The sequence below is a fragment of the Pedobacter terrae genome, from assembly GCF_900100705.1.
Classification (GTDB): Bacteria; Bacteroidota; Bacteroidia; order Sphingobacteriales; family Sphingobacteriaceae; genus Pedobacter; species Pedobacter terrae.
On the sequence record NZ_FNCH01000001.1, the window covers coordinates 17,300 to 36,808 of the forward strand.

Genomic DNA, 19,509 nt, shown 5'->3' on the forward strand with positions numbered 1-19,509 from the left:
CTTAAAATACTTCCGATCGCCCATTTTAAAAAACGAGGGTCAGTATCTTTTATAATCCTGTTCAGTAATATTTTCTCACTAGTGGATTTTGTACCGAAATAATAGTGCTGTGTAAGTTTATTCGATGCTTTTAATAACTTCGCCGGAATTAAGTTTAAAAGTCTAAATTTACCTGCAAAGCGGTATAATGCAGGGAGATGACTGCTCAGTATCGTGCTGGATATAATAACAGTTGCAAAGGTTTTAACAATTTAGCCAGTTCTACTGCAATCATTCCGCCAAAAGATACACCTACCAAAGCAAATGGCTTACTCGTATCTATAATCCGGCTCAGGCGTTCAGCGTAAACTTCGAGTGTCTCATTTTTGTTAGGATTTATCCATTCAACATGAATAATACTGATCTTTTCACTAAGCTTTAATCTGGAGAAAATCCGCTGATCAGCGCCGAGGCCGCTAATAAAATAAGCATTCATTATGCCGGTAAATTCCAGTCAATTGGTCTCTGGTTATTTTGTATCAAAAGCTGGTTTGCTTTCGAAAAATGTTTCGATCCGAAGAAGCCATTGTATGCCGAAAATGGTGATGGGTGAGCAGCTGTCAACACATAATGCTTTTTCTGATCAATTAAAGCTGCTTTTTGCTGTGCATACTTACCCCATAATAAAAATACGATATGTTCACGTTTTTCAGATAAAGCTTTAATAATTTCATCTGTAAAAATTTCCCAACCCTGGTTTTGATGCGAACCTGCTTCTGAAGCGCGAACGGTTAAAGTGGCATTTAACAGCAATACGCCTTGTTCTGCCCAATGAGTCAAGTGGCCATGGTTTGGCGTTTTAAAACCTTCGATATCCGTTTCCAGCTCTTTGTAGATATTTTTTAACGAAGGTGGAACGGCTACACCGCGTTGTACCGAAAAAGAAAGACCGTGCGCCTGGCCGGCACCATGATAAGGATCTTGACCCAGAATGACTACTTTTACCTGATCAAAGGGGGTAGTATTTAATGCATTAAATATATCCGCACCTTTAGGATAAATAGTAGCGCCTCGCTGCTTCTCTTCTTGTAAAAAAGACTTCAGTTTAATCATATAGTCTTGTTCAAATTCTTCTTCTAAAACGGCTAACCATCCGGGTTCTAATGCTGCTGACATAATGTTGATGTAAAATGTAATGTAAAATGGATTTGGAGTAATGTCTTGTAAATAAATTTTATTCAATGGTTTGATAGATCACGGTCAATAGTCGGGTGGTTAAGTAAAAAGCCAATAAGTTATTATGAAAGAGTTAGGCAATCAACTATGAACCATTATAACACGGACAATGAACCAAAAAAACCGCTCTAAAAATTTAAGACTTCTTCTTGTATATCGCCAATAAATCACCCTCGAGTGTGGTTTTAGGTCCTTCAATAATCCGCCCTAATTCTTTACCTTTTTTATCAAAAACAATAAAAGTTGGTACCCTTACGATATCTAAGCCATCCAGTATGCCATTTTCGGCTTTTTTCTTTCCATCAACAGCGATAATCTCTACGTTTTTCTCTTTAAAGTGCAGGGCATCTAAAATTTTAAGAAAGTTGGGTACGTTCGCTTTGCTGTCGCCACACCAGGTTCCTAAAACAATTTTTATTTTTTCGTTTTTGATCAGTTTTTTCAGTTCGATCATTGTTGCTGCATCGGGTACATAGGCCTCATAAAGCGGATCGTACATTTCCTTAAATTCAGGGAAAGCAGTAACGCCCTCGCGCGTACAAGCGTTAATCAATATATCTTTATTGTGAACTTCGTCGTGTATTTTTTTATTCAATTCTTGTGCAGAAACGTTCATTGCAAGTATTATTAGGGTTATAGATAAAATGATTTTCATATTTATTAGACGTTTTTTTTAAACTTTTAAATTTTTATTGAAATTATTGTTTTAAAATCTAATTTCTGCCATTTAAACACGATATTTGCGAAAAAAAATAATTAGAATAATTTATGCCAAATATCATCAGATTAATTGCGGGGTTTGCTTTACTGGGTGGCGCAGTAGCTTTATTTATTTTCGGTTTCTGGCCCTGGGGTATTATTGCCATTTTATTGGGGATAATTGTACTGGTAACTTATTTCTTTAATGAAAACATGCTTTTAGCACAATGGTTTCTTAGAAAAGATAACATGCCCAAAGCAAAAATGTTTTTAGATCGTATTACCAATTATGAAACGCAGTTGATTAAGGTTCAACACGGTTATTATAACTTATTGATCGGTTTAATTGAAAGCAGAACAGCACCAATGCAGAGTGAGAAGTATTTTAAAAAATCGCTTGCTTTAGGTATGCAGATGGATCATAATATTGCTTTGGCAAAACTAAGTTTAGCTGGTATTGCAATGGCTAAACGTAATAAACGTGAGGCAACGATGTACCTTGCCGAAGCTAAAAAAGCAGATAAAAATAAATTGCTGGCCGATCAGATTAAACAAATGAAAGATCAGATGGGCATGATGGACAAACAGCAGCAAGTTCGTTACAGATAAAGTAAAAGCCATTTCTTAACCGAAATGGTTTTTTTGTTTCTGCTCAGTTTGTCTATCTACAATTGCACTTATAAATCACTATTTTTATCAATACTTAACTTTTAATATTCATGAAAAAAGTATCTTACCTACCCATGTTGGCATTATTGGCCATTATGGGTGCCTGCAATACTAAAAAAGACGCAAAAGAAAGCGAAAGCTTTACGGCTGACAATCCTTTTTTTAAAGCAAGCGAACTTGCCTTTCAGGCTCCTGCCTTCGATAAAATTAAAAACGGCGATTTTAAACCGGCATTGGAAGAAGGGATGAAACAGCAAATGGATGAAATCCAGAAAATTGCCGAACAGACCGTGGCACCAAGCTTTGAAAATACCATTTTAGCTATTGAAAAAAGTGGGCAACTGTTGAGCCGGACAAATATGGTTTTTAACCTGCTTACCGGTGCCAATACCAATCCTGAATTGCAAAAGGTTAAAGAAGAGGAGGCGCCTAAATTAACGGCGAATACCGATGCCATTTATTTAAATACCAAACTTTTTAATCGGGTTAAAACGCTCTACAAAAAGAAGGATCAGCTGAAGCTGGATGCCGAATCGTTACGGTTGCTGGAGTATTACTACCAGAAATTTGAATTGGCAGGAGCAAAGTTATCTGATGCAGATAAAGACAAACTTAAGGCGCTGAATAAGGAGGAAGCTACTTTGGGTGCAAAGTTTACTGCTCAACTACAGGCAGCGGGTAAAGGTTTAAAGAATACCACGCAACAGCCCGAATTGCAATCCATGACCGATCGTGCCAAGCGCGAAGAGCTTTTTAAAAAATCATGGAACAGGGCAGAAAAAGGAGATGTCAATGATACGCGTAAAATCATTGCAAGAATTGCACAAATCCGTTCTGCTCAGGCAGCGCTGTTGGGCTTTAAAAATTATGCAGCCTGGAAATTGCAAAATCAGATGGCTAAAACGCCTGAAGCCGTAGCAGATTTTTTTAGCAAAGTTATTCCTGCTGCTACCGCAAAAGCAAAAAGCGAAGCGGCAGATATACAGGCCGTAATTGATCAGCAAAAAGGTGGCTTTAAACTGGAGCCTTGGGATTGGGATTTTTATGCTGAACAGGTGCGTAAAGCAAAATACGATTTGGACGAAAACGAAGTTAAACCATATTTTGAACTTAATAGAGTACTTGTTAATGGTGTTTTTTATGCTGCTACGCAACTCTACGGGATTACTTTTAAGGAACGTAAAGATTTACCTGTTTACCAGGAAGACGTTCGCGTTTTTGATGTGATGGATAAAGATGGAAAACAGTTAGGTTTATTTTATTGCGACTATTTTAAACGTGATAACAAAGATGGTGGTGCCTGGATGGATAACCTGGTTCCGCAGTCTAAGCTTTTTGGTACCATTCCGGTAATCTATAACGTTTGTAATTTTGCTAAACCCGAAGCTGGAAAACCGGCATTAATTAGTTTTGATGATGTTACCACGATGTTTCATGAATTTGGACACGGTTTACATGGTCTGTTTGCTAACCAGCAATATCCGAGCCTTTCAGGCGCGAACGTGGCTCGCGATTATGTTGAATTTCCGTCGCAGTTTAATGAACACTGGGCATCTGATCCAAAAATATTGAAGAATTATGCCCTTCATTACCAAACGGGAGCACAAATGCCACAAGCTTAATTGGATAAGATTAAAAAGGCAAGTTCGTTTAATCAAGGTTATATTTTTACAGAAGCTTTAGCTGCGGCCGAACTCGATATGCAATGGCACACGATTTCTCCGGGCTCACCATTACAGGAGGTAGACAAATTTGAAGCCGAGGCTTTAAAGAAAACCAATTTAAATTTATCATATGTGCCGCCACGTTATCGTTCCAGTTATTTTCTGCATATCTGGAGCAATGGTTATGCCGCAGGTTATTACGCCTATAGCTGGACTTCTATGTTAGAAAATGATGCCTTTTCATGGTTTCAGGAAAATGGCGGATTAACCAGGGCAAACGGTCAGCGCTTTAGGGATATGATCTTGTCTAAAGGTAATACTGAAGATTTGGGTAAAATGTTTTTTAATTTTAGGGGGCATAACCCTGATATTAAACCAATGCTTAGAAAACGTGGCTTATTATAAAACAACATAGCACAAAGGACAATTATTAAATTGTCCCTTGTGCTATTATGAATAATGCTTTAAATCTCTTCCGGATATGGCCTTCCTATAAAAATTCATAATTATAGGTCAATAAATCCATTCTATATTATTGTATTAAACACCCGTTGCCAACCGCTATGCACCCTAGCTGCTCCGTTTCCGTAAAAAATAAAAACCAAAATCTACTTTTCATTGTAGTTTATATAAAATTTCGAAAACTATGGCAACATCACAAGAAGGAAGTACAAACAATACTCAGGAAGAAAATAATATCCAGGATCTGGGCGGTAAAGAAGCTGTTGAAAAGCTAAGAACACTAGCTGAGAAAGCTGAAAGCTGCTTTTTCTGTACCAATATTAAAACAGGCATACCTTTATCGGTAAGGCCCATGGCTATTCAGCAGGTTGATGATGAAGGTAATATCTGGTTTATGAGCATGAAAGACAGTCATAAAAATGATGAAATTTCTGCCGATCCCTTTACACATTTACTATTTCAGGCGGGTGCCCATTCAGGTTTTGTAAATATTTACGGTATTTCAGAAATCAGCAGGGATCAGGCCAAAATCGACGAACTTTGGAGTCCGTTTATTAAAACCTGGTTTCAGGGAGGGAAAGACGACCCGAATATTACACTGATCAAAGTAATTCCTTCAGAAGGCTATTATTGGGATACCAAACACGGTACAGCCGTTGCATTTTTGAAAATGGCCGCATCCGTAATTACAGGTAAAACAATGGATGATTCAGTAGAAGGAACTTTGGATGTTGATTAGCAGGTTTAATCTCTAAATTGGTTAATCGGTTAACTGTTTAAAAGAGTTAACTGGTTAATCTTTTAAATGAACCGCTAACAGCCAATTGCGAACTGGTTATTTATCTCCTAAATAATCAAAACCTTCAAAATCTTCTCTCTGGGCTCTTTTGCTTAAGATATCATCTTCTTCAGCCTGTACTCTTGAGAAGAACAAAGCTTCGGCCTGGATTCTTTTTATTAATTGGCGAACCAATGTTAAATCGAAAGCATCTTTGCTCAATTTAATGCAATATTCTCTTTCGTTGATTTCTAAACTTGACGTATTCATATGGCAACTGATTTAATTATCGATTGCTGTAAATATAGAAAAGGCTTGCTAAACAATTGTTAGCAAGCCTTTTAAGTTAATGTTATGTTTATGTTAAAAACTGGCAAATATGCTGCCTTGTAGGTTAACAAATTAACTATTTCTGTGACAGGAATAAGCCCTCATCTGTTTTGGCAACTTTCAAAATGCCTTTACCAGTTAAGGCTTTTAAAGTAGTATCCCATTTTTTATTGCTCCAATCGGTCAGTTTTGCTTTTACATCCGCTAACAGGTATTGTTCTCCTTCAGCAATTAACGAATATAATTCAATTTCTTCCGGAGTCATTTCAATTTTCTTTTTCTCCGGACGCATCTGCGGGAAGAAAAGAACTTCCTGGATGGTACTTTGGTTGGTCATTAACATCACGATCCGATCAATACCAAAACCTAAACCTGAAGTAGGAGGCATACCATATTCTAATGCACGAACAAAATCATCATCCATTGCCATTGCTTCGGCATCACCACGGTCAGCAAGTTTCAACTGGTCCTCAAAACGTTCTTTTTGATCAATAGGATCGTTCAACTCTGAATATGCATTTCCGATTTCTTTACCATTTACAAATATTTCGAAACGCTCTACCAATCCTTCTGCACTGCGGTGTTTCTTCGCCAAAGGTGTCATTTCGATCGGGTAATCTGTAATGAATGTAGGTTGAATTAAGTTTGCTTCTACCTTATCACTGAAGATTTCATCCACCAATTTACCCCGGCCCATTGTAGAATCGGTTTCGATGCCTAAAGATGCACAGGTTTGCAAAAGCTCCTCTTCAGTCATTTTCGAAACATCGATTCCTGTATATTTTTGGATCGATTCGTACATGGTCAGTTTTTCGTATGGTCCTTCGAAATTAATATCGTTATCACCAACTTTAACTACAGCAGAACCATTGGTTGCAATGGCTACTTTTTCCAAACATTCTTCAACCATAGCCATCATCCAGATATAATCTTTATAGGCTACATAAATTTCCATTGAAGTATATTCTGGATTATGCGTACGGTCCATTCCTTCATTACGGAACATTTTACCAAACTCATATACGCCGTCAAAACCGGCAACGATTAATCTTTTTAGATAAAGCTCGTTTGCAATACGCAAATAAAGCGGCATATCTAAGGTGTTATGATGCGTGGCAAACGGACGTGCCGCCGCACCACCGTGTATAGGCTGTAAGATAGGAGTTTCCACTTCCATCCAACCTTGCTCATCAAAGTAATTGCGCATGCTGTTAATTACCTTGCTGCGTTTGATGAAGATCTGTTTATAGTCTGGATTTACAGTTAAATCTACATAACGCATGCGGTAACGTAGTTCCGGATTGGTAAAACCATCGTAAACATTCCCTTCGTCATCACGTTTAACGATTGGTAGAGGGCGTAATGACTTAGAAAGTACCTTAAATTCAGTTACATGTACAGAAATTTCGCCTGTTTGTGTTGTAAAAACGTATCCTTTAACCCCAATGAAATCGCCAATATCTAAAAGTTTTTTAAATACAGTGTTGTATAGGGTTTTATCTTCGCCAGGACAAAGTTCATCACGCTTTAGGTAGATCTGAATCCTGCCGGTAGAATCCTGTAACTCCGTAAAAGAAGCAGCCCCCATAATATTACGGCTCATAATTCTACCTGCCAATACTACGGTCTTGTATGCTGTCTTATCTACTTCATAATTGGCTAATATATCCGCTGCGTAAGCATTCACTTCATAAGCTTCTGCAGGATATGGCTCAATGCCTAATGCTCGTAATTGTTTTAGCGACTCACGTCGTAATTGCTCTTGTTCTGATAATCCTATACTCATTTCGGGTATTTTTTGCAAAAGTAAGAATTTGCAATGTGTTTATTATTGTAATGGATATCATTTCAAACGTCATTTTTTGAAAAGACACCTTTCGGCAAAGATAAGAAAGGGATTGTAATTAATAAATGCTTTGTTGGAGATAAAAATGTAAAGTCATTTTTTCGATATCAAATAGCAGATTCGAGAATATATTTTAGTATAACCCATCACAATTTTATGAGTAATTGATATCCACTTAGTGTTTTGCGGTTGTTATATTTGTTTGGAATGATTTAGCCCTTTAAAACTATGCCCGATATAAAACAAATACCACCTTCCAGTTTTGAATTTTTAAGTTTATTAAAAAATAACAATGCGCGCGAATGGTTTAATGAACATAAAACAGCCTACCAGAAAGAACTAGCCTACCTGGAATCTTTTGCCCAGTATCTCTTAGATTTGATGAATACTCATGATGTAATAGAGACCCCATCTGTAAAGAAAAGTTTATATCGGATTTATCGGGATACTCGTTTTTCAAATGATAAAACGCCCTACAAAACACATTGGAGTGGAAGTTTTAAGCGGGCAGGCAAACAAAGAAGGGGAGGTTATTATTTCCATATTGAGCCAGGAAATAGCTTTGTGGCAGGTGGTTTTTTCGGGCCTTCTCCCCAAGATTTAAAACTAATAAGGGAGAATATCAGTTATGATGCGCAACCTTTGAGAGAAATATTAAGTGATGAAACTTTTATCTCTTCTTTCGGAACATTGAAAGGCGAACAATTAAAAACAGCTCCGAAGGGCTTTGCAGTAGATCATCATGACATCAATCTTTTACGTCATAAACAATTTTTGTTAATTCATCAATTTACCGATGAGGAAGTGCTAAGTAAAGAGTTTCCCGCGTATTGCAGTCAGGAATTTAAAAACATGCGTCCTTTCTTTGATTATATGAGCGAAATATTAACAACTGATGCAAATGGAATGGATCTATAATAGATTTTTATTAGTGCTGGAAAAACCAGGTGGCATCGAACGCCACCTTTATAGTTACGATTCCGCTTCCACGCCTTCTTCATACATCTCATTAATCGCCTCTGCATATTTCTTTTCCACAATACGGCGTTTAACTTTCATGGTTGGCGTAATTTCTCCTTCATCAATATTGAAAGGATTGCGCTTGATCTTAAAGTTTTTAATCCGTTCAAATTTGGCCAGTTCGTTAGATATTTTTTTGATGTCCTGTTCCATCCAATCTATAATTTCGGGATTGGTGATAAAGGGATCGGCCTCTTCAAAAAATGAAGGTTTAAGTTTAAAGGTTTCTTCTAAAGTCTCGCGGTTTGGAATAATGATTGCCGTAATAAATTCTCTTTTATCTCCAATTAAAAAGAGTTGATCAATTTTCGGACTTTTTAAATAAATGTTTTCTACAGGCGTAGGATATACGTTTTTGCCATATGCATTTACGATCATATTTTTTAAGCGATCCGTAATTTGAAGATTTCCTTTGTAAAAACGGCCAATATCACCTGTATGAAACCACATATCTTTGTCTATGGCTTCTGCAGTTTCTGCAGGTTTATTAAAATAACCTTTCATTACGCAATGGCCACGTACAATTACTTCGCCCTCCGCACATTCAAAATCCTCGTTAAAAGTATGGTGGGTTTGGATACTGATGATTTCTTTACTTTCTACATCCTGTATACCAACTTCAATACCTGGAATAATACGTCCAACCGTACCATATACCTGCCTGTGGTATTCAGTAACCGACATTACCGGTGAAGTTTCGGTTAAACCAAAACCCTCCAAAATTTTAATACCAAGGTCGCCAAAAAACTCACCCACATTTTTAGGGAGTGCAGCACCACCCGAAATCATAAATTTTAAACGTCCGCCGGTTTTTTCCTTAATCTTGCTGAAGACCAGTTTCTCTGCAATTCCTTTCTTAGCCGATAAGATTAAACCCGGATTTTTTCCTGCCTCTTTTGCTACACGGTATTTGTTTCCGGTTTCTAAAGCCCAGGTAAATATTTTCGCTTTTGTGCCACCGCCTGCAGTACCTCCTTTAATCGCTTTATCGTGTATGCGTTCTAAAAGGCGTGGTACGCAACTCATCACGGTAGGACGAACTTCGCCCATATTTTTGGCCAGTAACTCTAAACTTTGTGCAAATGCAATTTTACAGCCCTGGGCGCAGCAAACATGGTAAGTTGCCGTACGCTCAAACACGTGTGATAGTGGTAAGAAAGATAAAAAAGTTTCCGTTTGATCGATCACCGGGATCTGTTGCAAACAAACTTCTACGTTTTTTACAAAATTATAGTGGGTAAGCATTACACCTTTTGGCGTTCCGGTAGTACCGGAGGTATAAATTAATGAGGAAACATCTTCAGGCAAAACCAAGCTTCTACACTGCTCAATTTCAGCCTTTTCGGCAACTGTAACCTGATGTTTAAGTGCTAAAATATCAGAAAATGCGATAACCTCCACATTTACCTCCGCCGGGATGGTCACCTTTTCGAAATCTTTGAAAGCAGGGATAATGTATTTTAGTGCTTTACAGTTTGCGGCTACTTTTAAAACCTTACGGTAAAGAAAATTATTCCCAACCAGAATGGCTTTTATGCCAGAGTCGTTGATAATATAGGCTACTTCCTGTTCAGATAGTGTAGGGTAAATAGAAACGTTAATTGCACCTATTTGCTGGATGCCTTGGTCGTAATATACATATTCCGGAGAATTCTCAATCATTAAACCTAAGCGATCGCCTTTTTTGATCCCTTTTTCCAGGAAAAATGCAGAAACAGCATCAGCTCTTTTTAAAGTATCTTCAAAAGAAATTTCAGTCCAATCTGCACCCTGTTTATGGATTAAAAAGGTTTCCTGCGGTTTGTGGATATTTTTTACAACATTTCGTAATAAGGTAGGAACCGTTGAAAAATCATTTATTAATGGCATGCTCGTAATTTGGTCTGCTGATTATAATTAACAATTATAAGGCTTTTTGGTTTAATAATGCAACAGTATGATAAACCTAGTCTAAAATTAAATAAAAAATGCAACTTTAATTAACGACCAGGGAAATTGCTTAAAACATGTGCAAAAATTAATTAGCTACGGAAAAACAGAAATCATGGAGGAAATTAAAGTTTTTCGTGTTCTTCGTGCTTCCATGGCAAACATAATGCTTAGGCATGCACAGAAAGAAGAAGAATTATCAGAGAAAAGTTAAAAGCGATTTCGCTGATCAAGAACAAAAAAACGTAAGAAAAAAGGACAGCAGTTTTGTTTCAAGATTAATAGGAATACCGGTTTTTAGGTAGATTGATATAGTGGTTTATAGTTATTTTTAATCTATCGGAGCCTGGCTGTTGTATACTGGCACTGCAGTTGCAATTGACATGCTAAACTTATAATTAAAAATTGCATGATGAAAAAAACAACAAACTTAACCAGGATAGCGAAAGGGTCTGCATTCGCTTTAATAGTAGGTGTAGTGCTGCAATTTGCAGCTTGCTCTAAAAGCAAAGATATTAATCCAAGCGATGAAGAAATCCTGACTAAGAAAATAGAAGATATTATTCCGCAACAGTATGTGGATAGCTTGACCAAACTGGGTTTTACGATAAATAAGGGCACTACGCCCCCAAATATTAACGGTTCTTATTTATTTAAGCCCTTCACCATAAAAAGTAGCAATATACCTAACGACTCCTATCAACCGGGTTATGTGCTTATTGATGGCGTAGTTAAATTTTATGAGCAAAATACCAGTGATTTCAGCATTAAAATGTTAGGTAAGAACTTTATTGGTGCAGCAGATACCAGTATGGTAACCGCGATTAGTGGAAATGGAAATAAATTTACGGTATATGGAAAAGTAAAAGCGTACAGAAACGGTGGTTATAATTTTTACGCTTTTTTAATGTCAGGAGAAAAAGACGGAAATAATATTAAAAACGGAGTTGCAGGCATCATGAACATCGACGATTCTCATGCCGGATTTGGCACCATTACAAAGGGACAAGGCAGGGTTGCTTTTGATGGCGATTATACCTCTGAACCCACAGATTTTAATAGCAAAACCGCTACGATTACTGAAAGGGGTGTCATGAGTAGTAAACCGACTCAACTTAAATAAAAAAAAAAGCGGCTCAGAAAAATTTCCTAAGCCGCTTTTTTTGCTGTTTAATTGTACTAATTATACTGAAAAACTTTCGCCACAACCACAGCTCCGGCTGGCATTTGGATTTATAAAGTTGAAACCTTTTCCGTTTAAACCATCAGTGAAATCTAATTCAGTTCCGGCCAGGTAAAGGAAAGATTTCATATCTAAAGCAATTTTAATTCCTTTATCTTCAAAAAACTGATCGCCTTTTTGTTCCTCGTTATCGAAATCTAAATTGTATGATAAACCAGAACAGCCACCACCTTTTACCGAAACGCGTAAAAAGTAATCAGAGCCCATTTCCGAGTCCTGCATTAAATGGCCTATTTTTTCTTTTGCTTTATCTGTTATCGTAATCATATTATTAAGATTTGAGATTTGAGATATTAGACTTGAAACCAAATTGAAAACCTTGAAGTCTCATATCTCAAATCTATCGTCTCACATCTAGTCTAGTGGTGTGATTTTTCTAGCGCAATTGCTTCTAAACCATTTTTAACACGGTAATCGTTAATCGCTGATTTAATTGCATCTTCTGCCAATACTGAACAGTGAATTTTTACCGGAGGTAAAGCCAATTCTTCCACAATATCCATGTTATCGATAGATAAAGCCTCATCAATTGTTTTTCCTTTTAACCATTCTGTTGCTAAAGAAGAGGAAGCAATTGCCGAACCACAACCAAATGTTTTAAATTTAGCATCAGTGATAACGTTATCTTCTCCAACCTCAATTTGCAAGCGCATTACGTCGCCACACTCAGGCGCACCAACTAACCCTGTACCTACAAATTTACTGTCTTTATTTAAAGTACCCACATTACGTGGGTTATTATAATGATCAATTACTTTTTCTGAATATGCCATGTTTTCTATTTCTTAAGCCTCCTTTCGGAGATAATTTTATTTATTAATTATCGCTTTAGCGTTTGGCGAATTGCATAAGGTGTTGGCCAATGAACCTTCTGCCTTAAACCTTCCGGCCCTTTACCTTTTTCCCGGTTTTCAATTACGAGCTTGCTTACTCAAAACCGCAAACTGCCAACTCGAAACTGAACTAGTGTTCTGCCCACTCAATTTTACTCAAATCGATTCCTTCTTTAAACATTTCCCAAAGTGGAGAAAGTTCTCTTAAGTGGTTAACCGCTTTTTGAGTTACTTCAATCGCCTGATCGATTTCTGCTTCAGTAGTAAATCTTCCCAAACCGTAACGGATAGAAGAGTGTGCTAAATCATCAGATAAACCTAAGCTTTTCAATACGTAAGATGGCTCTAAAGATGCTGAAGTACAAGCTGATCCTGAAGATACTGCTAAATCGCTCATGGCCATCATCAAACCTTCACCCTCAACATATTTGAAAGAAATATTAGCTACGTGTGGCAAACGGTATTGTGTATTACCATTAACATAACTCTCTTCCATTTGGCTTAAAGTCGATTCTAACTTATCGCGTAAAGCCGACAAACGAATAGCTTCGCTTTCCATTTCTAAACGGCAAAGTTCGCAGGCTTTACCTAAACCCACAATACCCGGAACGTTTAATGTACCAGAGCGCATACCGCGTTCGTGGCCACCGCCATCCATTTGTGCGGTAACTTTAACCCTTGGGTTTTTACGGCGTACATAAAGAGCACCAACACCTTTCGGACCGTACATTTTATGTGCCGAGAATGCCATTAAATCGATACCATCAGCATTTACATCAACAGGGATTTTACCCACTGCCTGCGTAGCATCAGTCATAAATAATGCACCATGTTTATGTGCAATAGCTGCAATTTCTTTAACAGGTTGTATTACGCCGATTTCATTATTGCCATACATAATCGAAACTAAAATGGTTTCAGGTGTCATGGCCGCTTCCAATTCAGCTAAATCAATTAAACCATCTTCTTTAACACCTAAATAAGTAACACGTGCGCCATTTTTTTCTAAGTGCTTGCAGGTATCTAAAACTGCTTTATGTTCAGTAATCGCAGTAATAATATGGTTACCTTTTTCCTTGTACATTTCAAATACACCTTTAATTGCCAGGTTATCGGCTTCGGTAGCACCTGAGGTAAAAATAATTTCTTTTTCAGTACAGCCGATTAATTTGGCTACCTCCTCGCGGGCGTAATCAACTCCCTCTTCAGCCACCCATCCAAAAGCATGGTTACGGCTTGCAGCGTTTCCAAATTTTTCAGTAAAGTAAGGTAGCATTGCTTCCAGCACACGCGGGTCTAACGGTGTTGTAGCATTATTATCTAAATATATCGGCTGTTTCATCTCTATTCTGTTAATTATAATACAAAGATACGAAAAAACTTATTGAACAATTATAAATAATAGCTATGAGCTTATAGAGAAAAGCTGCATTTTTACATTAACATAACCTTATACACTATGAAAAAGATAGAACACGTCGGTATCGCAGTAAAAGACCTGAACCGTTCCATTGCCATTTACGAGAAACTGCTTAATACCGATTGTTATAAAACGGAGCAGGTTACTGCCGAATCGGTAAATACAGCTTTTTTTAAAATAGGTGAAAATAAGGTGGAGCTGCTTCAGGCTACTGCAGCAGATAGTGCAATCGCAAAATTTATAGAGAAAAAAGGAGAGGGGATTCATCATATCGCTTTCCTGGTTGATGATATTCTGGCGGAAATGGAAAGGCTGCATAAAGACGGTTTTGTACTGCTTAGCGATTCTCCAAAAAGAGGTGCAGATAATAAGATGTTTTGTTTTGTTCATCCAAAAGATACCAGTGGTGTGTTGATTGAGATTTGCCAGGAAATTAAATGGGTGTAGGGGTGGAAGATGGAGAGGTGAAATGGAAGATTGGTAATTTTTGAGAGCTGTCATCCTCGCACATGCGATGTTAGCCATTCGTCACCCTGAATTTATTTCAGGGTCTTTTGAAAACGAATGGTTTAGTATTCCATAGCCTCTTCAGTCCTGCTAACCGCTGTAGTCCCGATGAAGAATCGGGAGCTGCCGCTTTTATCAGGTTTATCTAATTTTGGCCTGTGCTTCTTCGGATAATGTAAATTCCTAAATCTCATATCAATAATCCTATCCTAATAACCTCTGATCTTAAAATCCTGTAATCCTAAAAATCCTATTCCATGTCATTAATTAGTATCATCAGCAAAGATTTCGATATCCCAGATCAACTTTCTGAAAATCAACTGCGCACGGTTCTGGTGGATGCTTTTGCTTACCTCACTGATAACGATTTTCCTAAACTGATCCAGATTTTATACAAAGCTGATGTTGATCAGTATAAATTAAAGGAACTGTTGGAAACGGTGGAGGGTTCAAGTTCAGCTGAAGTAATTGCTGATGCTTATATCGCCCGTCAAAAGGCCAAAATAGAAACCTGGAAAAAGTATAGTCCCAAAAAGGATTAGGTGGTTTCTTCCTGTGCCGGATTAAAGCGGTTATACATATCCATATCAAAAAAAGAAATAGAATTGATCTTGTCGGCTTTTAGTACAAGGTCAGTTTTTAACTCATTCGTATTTGCAACAGATCCATCCTCAATATAACTGGCATAAACCGTTAAATATTGAGTGGTAAAAACCAGTTCCTTGTCGTCAGCCTTGCGGTAACCGCTAAAAGCAGGGGTAATGCGGATGTAACTGGTGGTAAAAGGTTTTGGAAGTTCTTTCACCCATCCAATGTAGAATTTTCCGCTATCCATAGTGAATTGTAAAAGATGCGCATCAAAAAACGAGGTACTTAATAGTAATTCAAACTCATTTCCTGAAGTTGCTATCGCTCTTTTAATCGCTTTAAGGCGGTTGATAAATAAATTGGCGATTTCTGTGGCCGCAACTGCAACGAATAATGATAGACTTGTGGTGCCGAAATAAGGCGCGTGGATGGGGAGTAATTTACTCAGGTATTCAACCGTTTCAGGCCAGATGGCAATAAAAATTGCCCTTAATATAAAACACGCACCAAGTAATAAGATACCCGCAAAAGCAGAGTTTAATAAGATACGCTGACTTTCGAGCCGGTATTGTACATACCGTAAATACCTGAACCTGATTAGTATATAGTAGCCGCCTACAAGAGGAAATAAAAGTAGGTTAAAAGGCATCTATAAAACTATTTCTTGTTTTTATCCTTTTCTATCTTTTTAAAGATACTCGATTGCATTAATGCACCCACCATTTCGATCACCCTGGGCTGTGCAAAAAAATCAGGACTTTTAATATAGAGCTTTCCGCTACTGTTGGCATGGATGATGCCGTCTAATTCGCCGTGTTTTCTCATCTACCAAATTTACATATAATTTTTTAAATATCTGAAAAACAATAATCAGCTTAAAAAGTTTAAGTTTGCCAAACTTAGCAAATGCTACGTTTTCAAGCTTCCGCATGCAGAAAAAGCATATAATTTAAAATTCTTTATTTAGGCTTGTAAATCAAAAATAAAATTAGGATATTTGCATCCTCTAAAATAGAGGTAGAAAGACTAATAGGAAATGTCATAAGCGTTGTTGCCAGCAAATTGCAAGAATGTTCTTGATGCTTTCACACAAATAACTAAAAATAATATTCAAATGAAAAAAGATTTGCACCCAACAAGCTACAGACCAGTTGTTTTTAAAGACATGTCTAACGAATATGCTTTCTTAACAAAATCTTGTGTAGATACTAAAGAAACAATTAAATGGGAAGATGGTAACGAGTATCCTCTTTATAAATTAGAGATTTCTCATACTTCACACCCTTTTTATACTGGTAAAATGAAATTGGTTGATACTGCAGGACGTATCGATAAATTCAAAAACCGTTACGCTAAGAAATAATTTTAGCAACAAAAAGCATTTTTTGAAGTCCCTTTGCCAAAAGCATCGGGACTTTTTTTATTTTTGCTACTTATGACAATCAATTTATTTGATGATGCTTCCTGGATGTCCTTACGTCCGCTTACGTTCACCAGACCTGTGGCCGATTTACGGATTGGTATTTTAACCATTGCCGAAAAATGGGCAAAGTACTTAAAAGCCGATTTTGGTTTTCATACCCAGGATTACCTATCTGTAAAATTTGCGCCAAAGCTTAATGCAGATCTATTTATAAATGGTTCTGTTTGCCCCGATGAAGCCCTACTTCAGGCAATTTCGGGCCTTAAAGTAGGTGAAGCACTCTATAAAAATGATATTGTTCTAGCTTACATCTCTGATCAGCATGATCTTAAAGCAGTTAAGTCGCTAAAGCAGATTGAATATTCTGGGGATTTTACACGAATTGTTTATCCGGAACATATTTTCGGAAATAACCCGGCAGAGATCAGAAAAGATTTTAAACTGTTAACCGAAGGTCGCAGTTCGGCGAAGATTAGTAGTACAAACCAACTGCTCGGTGATGATATCTTTCTGGAAGAAGGTGCAAAAGCTGAATGTGGCGTATTTAATTCCACTTATGGCCCGATTTACATTGGTAAAAATGCCGAGGTTTGGGAAGGCGCCTTAATTAGAGGTTCTTTTGCCCTCTGTGAAAATTCATCCATAAAAATGGGCGCAAAAATATATTCGGGTACTACAATTGGTCCAAATAGCCGTGCTGGCGGCGAAATTAACAATGCCGTGATCTGGGGTAATTCGGCCAAAGGCCATGAAGGGTATCTGGGTAATTCGGTGATGGGCGAATGGTGTAATATCGGTGCCGATACCAACAATTCGAATTTAAAAAATAATTACGCAGAAGTAAAACTTTACGATTACGAAAGTCGGAAAATGCGCAATACCAGTCTGCAGTTTTGTGGTTTAATTATGGCAGATCATGCTAAAGCAGGCATTAATACCATGTTTAATACCGGTAGTGTTATTGGGGTTGGTGCCAATGTTTTTGGCGCAGGATTTCCGCCAAACCATGTTCCTGATTTTAGTTGGGGTGGTGCCGCTGGTTTCGATAGCTATAAACTGCACAAAATGTTCGAAACAACCGAAAAGGTATTTGCAAGAAAAGACGTAGCTTTTAATGAGGCAGAAAAAAACATGCTGACCCAAGTATTTGAATTAACCGAATCGTATAGGCGATTTTAATATAAAACCTGATCTTAAAAAGATCAACCAACCATTAAATAATACAAAATGAGAAAAAAGATTGTTGCCGGTAACTGGAAAATGAACTTAGATTATAATGAAGGCGTTTCGTTGTTCAGCGAAATCGTAAATATGGTTAAAGATGAGCGCAAAGGCGATCAGCTGGCTATTATTTGTTCGCCATTTATTCATTTAAACAGCTTGGCAAAATTGGGTGGTAATGATGTTAAAATTGGCGCTCAAAATATCAGCGATAAAGAAAGTGGCGCTTACACCGGCGAAACTTCAGCTAAAATGGTGAAATCTGTTGGCGCAGAATATGTAATTTTGGGCCACTCAGAACGCAGACAATATTTCGCTGAAAGCGATGCATTACTAGCTGAAAAAACTAAAGTTGCCCTGACGAATGGTTTAACACCAATCTTCTGTATCGGCGAAACTTTAGATGAGCGTAACAACGGCAGTTATTATGAGGTATTAAAGAAGCAATTAGTAGAAGGTATTTTTAGTTTAACCGAAGAAGATTTCAAAAAAATCGTGATCGCTTACGAGCCGGTTTGGGCAATTGGAACAGGTTTAACCGCTTCACCAGAACAGGCACAGGATATCCATGCTTTTATCCGCAGTGAAATTGAGGCAAATTATGGTTTCAATGTGGCTGATGATACCACTATTTTATATGGCGGTAGCTGTAACCCAGGTAATGCGGCGAGCTTATTCTCTCAAAAAGATATTGATGGTGGCCTGATTGGTGGCGCATCGTTAAAATCACGCGATTTTACTGATATTATTAAAGCATTAAACAGCTAGATGCAATACATAAAAGCAATATTTACTTTCAAAAGTATCGAAAACTATCAACAGGATCTCCTTATTAGTGATCTTGCTGATCTGGGTTTCGATACTTTTGAAGATAGTGAGGGTGGTTTTACCGCTTTCGTCATTAAGGATAATTTTAACGAGCAAGAATTAAAAGATCTCTTGGGTAATTACAGAGAAGAATTTGCAGCAGACTACACTTTGGAAGATGTTGCCGACGAAAACTGGAATGCCGAATGGGAAAAGAATTTTACTCCGCTGATTATTGATGATGTATGTTATGTAAGGGCAACCTTTCATGAGCCACAGCCATCATATCCTTACGAGATTGTAATTGATCCTAAAATGGCTTTCGGTACCGGTCACCATCAAACCACCACCATGATGATGCAGTACATTTTAGCTGCCGATTTAAAGGATAAAAACATCCTGGATATGGGGTGCGGAACCGGAATTTTAGCTATTCTGGCGGCAAAACTAGGCGCTAAAAGTTTGATGGCCATCGATTATGATGATATCTGTTACGAGAGTACGGTAGAAAATGCTGCGCTTAACCAGGTAGATAATTTACAGGCACTTTGTGGTAGTAAAGAAGTCATTCCTGATGATGAATATGATGTTATTTTTGCCAACATCAATAGGAATATCCTATTAGATCAAATCTACCGTTATGCTGAGGTTTTAAAACCTGAAGGCAAAATTTTCTTTAGTGGCTTTTATCTAGATCCTGATTTGGCAATGATTACCGCCGAATGTGCTAAATACGGAATTAAATATGTTGATCATAAACAAAATGGTGATTGGGTAGCGGCACAGTTTGATAAAAAGGTAGAGGGGTAGAAGGTGGAAGGTTTGTTCTCAAGTCTCATATCTCAAATCTCACAT

At 37.5% G+C, this 19,509-nt stretch carries 21 protein-coding genes and 1 pseudogene; 11 read left to right on the forward strand and 11 right to left on the reverse strand.

Features of this window, described 5'->3' with window-relative positions; all coding sequences use genetic code 11:
• Positions 1–205: 205 nt before the first annotated feature.
• From BLR60_RS00095 to BLR60_RS00105, 3 genes are all read right to left on the reverse strand, one after another.
• Positions 206–475 (reverse strand): alpha/beta fold hydrolase, encoded by a 270-nt coding sequence (locus tag BLR60_RS00095; protein ID WP_090496039.1) that lies wholly within the window; start codon positions 473–475, stop codon positions 206–208.
• A complete protein-coding gene (gene ung / locus BLR60_RS00100) occupies positions 475–1,155 on the reverse strand; it encodes a uracil-DNA glycosylase (RefSeq protein ID WP_090496040.1) in 681 nt (226 codons plus the stop codon). Before ung ends, BLR60_RS00095 begins: the two co-directional genes overlap by 1 nt.
• Positions 1,156–1,351: 196 nt before the next feature.
• The gene (locus BLR60_RS00105) at positions 1,352–1,870 is read right to left on the reverse strand and encodes a TlpA family protein disulfide reductase (RefSeq protein ID WP_090496041.1); all 519 of its coding nucleotides are present in this window, start codon (positions 1,868–1,870) and stop codon (positions 1,352–1,354) included.
• A 113-nt stretch (positions 1,871–1,983) separates the two neighbouring features.
• Between BLR60_RS00105 and BLR60_RS00110 the strand changes: the two genes are divergently transcribed.
• The 3 genes and pseudogenes from BLR60_RS00110 (at position 1,984) to BLR60_RS00120 (ending at position 5,448) form a co-directional block, all read left to right on the forward strand.
• Positions 1,984–2,523: a hypothetical protein gene (locus BLR60_RS00110; protein WP_090496042.1), complete on the forward strand. Its 540-nt coding sequence runs from the start codon at positions 1,984–1,986 to the stop codon at positions 2,521–2,523.
• 419 nt (positions 2,524–2,942) lie between these two features.
• Positions 2,943–4,652, forward strand: a pseudogene (locus BLR60_RS00115) (M3 family metallopeptidase).
• 241 nt (positions 4,653–4,893) lie between these two features.
• Positions 4,894–5,448 carry a pyridoxamine 5'-phosphate oxidase family protein gene (locus BLR60_RS00120; RefSeq protein ID WP_090496043.1) on the forward strand — a complete coding sequence of 185 codons (555 nt, stop codon included), beginning with the start codon at positions 4,894–4,896 and terminating at the stop codon, positions 5,446–5,448.
• Between the two features lie 96 nt (positions 5,449–5,544).
• Here the strand turns inward: BLR60_RS00120 and BLR60_RS00125 are convergent, their stop codons facing one another.
• Positions 5,545–5,757, reverse strand: coding sequence for a hypothetical protein (locus tag BLR60_RS00125; protein WP_090496044.1), 213 nt, complete (start codon positions 5,755–5,757; stop codon positions 5,545–5,547).
• Between the two features lie 136 nt (positions 5,758–5,893).
• Positions 5,894–7,603, reverse strand: coding sequence for a lysine--tRNA ligase (gene lysS / locus BLR60_RS00130; RefSeq protein ID WP_090496045.1), 1,710 nt, complete (start codon positions 7,601–7,603; stop codon positions 5,894–5,896).
• 288 nt (positions 7,604–7,891) lie between these two features.
• Between lysS and BLR60_RS00135 the strand changes: the two genes are divergently transcribed.
• A complete protein-coding gene (locus tag BLR60_RS00135) occupies positions 7,892–8,581 on the forward strand; it encodes a DUF2461 domain-containing protein (RefSeq protein WP_090496046.1) in 690 nt (229 codons plus the stop codon).
• A gap of 54 nt (positions 8,582–8,635) precedes the next feature.
• On the opposite strand, the gene BLR60_RS00140 is transcribed toward BLR60_RS00135, so the two are convergent.
• Positions 8,636–10,552 (reverse strand): AMP-dependent synthetase/ligase, encoded by a 1,917-nt coding sequence (locus BLR60_RS00140; protein WP_090496047.1) that lies wholly within the window; start codon positions 10,550–10,552, stop codon positions 8,636–8,638.
• A gap of 469 nt (positions 10,553–11,021) precedes the next feature.
• On the opposite strand from BLR60_RS00140, the gene BLR60_RS00145 reads away from it, so the two are divergent.
• A complete protein-coding gene (locus BLR60_RS00145) occupies positions 11,022–11,735 on the forward strand; it encodes a hypothetical protein (RefSeq protein ID WP_143008997.1) in 714 nt (237 codons plus the stop codon).
• A gap of 60 nt (positions 11,736–11,795) precedes the next feature.
• Here BLR60_RS00145 and BLR60_RS00150 read toward each other — a convergent pair whose 3' ends face one another.
• The 3 genes from BLR60_RS00150 to BLR60_RS00160 form a co-directional block, all read right to left on the reverse strand.
• Positions 11,796–12,122 (reverse strand): HesB/IscA family protein, encoded by a 327-nt coding sequence (locus tag BLR60_RS00150; RefSeq protein WP_090496049.1) that lies wholly within the window; start codon positions 12,120–12,122, stop codon positions 11,796–11,798.
• Between the two features lie 92 nt (positions 12,123–12,214).
• Positions 12,215–12,628 carry a Fe-S cluster assembly scaffold IscU gene (gene iscU / locus BLR60_RS00155; RefSeq protein ID WP_090496050.1) on the reverse strand — a complete coding sequence of 138 codons (414 nt, stop codon included), beginning with the start codon at positions 12,626–12,628 and terminating at the stop codon, positions 12,215–12,217.
• A gap of 190 nt (positions 12,629–12,818) precedes the next feature.
• A complete protein-coding gene (locus BLR60_RS00160) occupies positions 12,819–14,030 on the reverse strand; it encodes an IscS subfamily cysteine desulfurase (RefSeq protein ID WP_090496051.1) in 1,212 nt (403 codons plus the stop codon).
• A 117-nt stretch (positions 14,031–14,147) separates the two neighbouring features.
• Here BLR60_RS00160 and mce point away from each other — a divergent pair, with 117 nt between their 5' ends.
• Positions 14,148–14,555, forward strand: coding sequence for a methylmalonyl-CoA epimerase (mce, locus tag BLR60_RS00165; RefSeq protein ID WP_090496052.1), 408 nt, complete (start codon positions 14,148–14,150; stop codon positions 14,553–14,555).
• A gap of 317 nt (positions 14,556–14,872) precedes the next feature.
• Positions 14,873–15,157 (forward strand): hypothetical protein, encoded by a 285-nt coding sequence (locus BLR60_RS00170; protein ID WP_090496053.1) that lies wholly within the window; start codon positions 14,873–14,875, stop codon positions 15,155–15,157.
• Here the strand turns inward: BLR60_RS00170 and BLR60_RS00175 are convergent.
• Together BLR60_RS00175 and BLR60_RS24740 are read right to left on the reverse strand one after the other, a co-directional pair.
• Entirely contained in the window at positions 15,154–15,852 is a 699-nt protein-coding gene (locus BLR60_RS00175) for a hypothetical protein (RefSeq protein ID WP_090496054.1), read from the reverse strand. The two genes, BLR60_RS00170 and BLR60_RS00175, sit on opposite strands and share 4 nt — an antisense overlap.
• Before the next feature lie 8 nt (positions 15,853–15,860).
• A complete protein-coding gene (locus BLR60_RS24740; RefSeq protein WP_167354647.1) occupies positions 15,861–16,028 on the reverse strand; it encodes a hypothetical protein in 168 nt (55 codons plus the stop codon).
• A gap of 289 nt (positions 16,029–16,317) precedes the next feature.
• On the opposite strand from BLR60_RS24740, the gene BLR60_RS00180 reads away from it, so the two are divergent.
• The 4 genes from BLR60_RS00180 to prmA all read left to right on the forward strand — a co-directional run bounded on the left by BLR60_RS00180 (position 16,318) and on the right by prmA (position 19,464).
• Complete coding sequence (locus BLR60_RS00180) at positions 16,318–16,566, forward strand: type B 50S ribosomal protein L31 (RefSeq protein ID WP_025142617.1); 249 nt, start codon at positions 16,318–16,320, stop codon at positions 16,564–16,566.
• Between the two features lie 72 nt (positions 16,567–16,638).
• Positions 16,639–17,805 (forward strand): putative sugar nucleotidyl transferase, encoded by a 1,167-nt coding sequence (locus BLR60_RS00185; RefSeq protein WP_090496055.1) that lies wholly within the window; start codon positions 16,639–16,641, stop codon positions 17,803–17,805.
• A gap of 48 nt (positions 17,806–17,853) precedes the next feature.
• Complete coding sequence (tpiA, locus tag BLR60_RS00190; protein WP_090496056.1) at positions 17,854–18,615, forward strand: triose-phosphate isomerase; 762 nt, start codon at positions 17,854–17,856, stop codon at positions 18,613–18,615.
• Positions 18,616–19,464, forward strand: a complete 849-nt coding sequence (gene prmA, locus BLR60_RS00195) for a 50S ribosomal protein L11 methyltransferase (RefSeq protein WP_090496057.1) — start codon at positions 18,616–18,618, stop codon at positions 19,462–19,464.
• Positions 19,465–19,509: the final 45 nt, after the last annotated feature.

Bases quoted from the DNA above. Each gene is read 5' to 3' on its own strand.
- BLR60_RS00095 (WP_090496039.1), bottom strand. From the start codon at position 475: ATGAATGCTTATTTTATTAGCGGCCTCGGCGCTGATCAGCGGATTTTC.
- ung (WP_090496040.1), bottom strand. From the start codon at position 1,155: ATGTCAGCAGCATTAGAACCCGGATGGTTAGCCGTTTTAGAAGAAGAA.
- BLR60_RS00105 (WP_090496041.1), bottom strand. From the start codon at position 1,870: ATGAAAATCATTTTATCTATAACCCTAATAATACTTGCAATGAACGTT.
- BLR60_RS00110 (WP_090496042.1), top strand. From the start codon at position 1,984: ATGCCAAATATCATCAGATTAATTGCGGGGTTTGCTTTACTGGGTGGC.
- BLR60_RS00120 (WP_090496043.1), top strand. From the start codon at position 4,894: ATGGCAACATCACAAGAAGGAAGTACAAACAATACTCAGGAAGAAAAT.
- BLR60_RS00125 (WP_090496044.1), bottom strand. From the start codon at position 5,757: ATGAATACGTCAAGTTTAGAAATCAACGAAAGAGAATATTGCATTAAA.
- lysS (WP_090496045.1), bottom strand. From the start codon at position 7,603: ATGAGTATAGGATTATCAGAACAAGAGCAATTACGACGTGAGTCGCTA.
- BLR60_RS00135 (WP_090496046.1), top strand. From the start codon at position 7,892: ATGCCCGATATAAAACAAATACCACCTTCCAGTTTTGAATTTTTAAGT.
- BLR60_RS00140 (WP_090496047.1), bottom strand. From the start codon at position 10,552: ATGCCATTAATAAATGATTTTTCAACGGTTCCTACCTTATTACGAAAT.
- BLR60_RS00145 (WP_143008997.1), top strand. From the start codon at position 11,022: ATGATGAAAAAAACAACAAACTTAACCAGGATAGCGAAAGGGTCTGCA.
- BLR60_RS00150 (WP_090496049.1), bottom strand. From the start codon at position 12,122: ATGATTACGATAACAGATAAAGCAAAAGAAAAAATAGGCCATTTAATG.
- iscU (WP_090496050.1), bottom strand. From the start codon at position 12,628: ATGGCATATTCAGAAAAAGTAATTGATCATTATAATAACCCACGTAAT.
- BLR60_RS00160 (WP_090496051.1), bottom strand. From the start codon at position 14,030: ATGAAACAGCCGATATATTTAGATAATAATGCTACAACACCGTTAGAC.
- mce (WP_090496052.1), top strand. From the start codon at position 14,148: ATGAAAAAGATAGAACACGTCGGTATCGCAGTAAAAGACCTGAACCGT.
- BLR60_RS00170 (WP_090496053.1), top strand. From the start codon at position 14,873: ATGTCATTAATTAGTATCATCAGCAAAGATTTCGATATCCCAGATCAA.
- BLR60_RS00175 (WP_090496054.1), bottom strand. From the start codon at position 15,852: ATGCCTTTTAACCTACTTTTATTTCCTCTTGTAGGCGGCTACTATATA.
- BLR60_RS24740 (WP_167354647.1), bottom strand. From the start codon at position 16,028: ATGAGAAAACACGGCGAATTAGACGGCATCATCCATGCCAACAGTAGC.
- BLR60_RS00180 (WP_025142617.1), top strand. From the start codon at position 16,318: ATGAAAAAAGATTTGCACCCAACAAGCTACAGACCAGTTGTTTTTAAA.
- BLR60_RS00185 (WP_090496055.1), top strand. From the start codon at position 16,639: ATGACAATCAATTTATTTGATGATGCTTCCTGGATGTCCTTACGTCCG.
- tpiA (WP_090496056.1), top strand. From the start codon at position 17,854: ATGAGAAAAAAGATTGTTGCCGGTAACTGGAAAATGAACTTAGATTAT.
- prmA (WP_090496057.1), top strand. From the start codon at position 18,616: ATGCAATACATAAAAGCAATATTTACTTTCAAAAGTATCGAAAACTAT.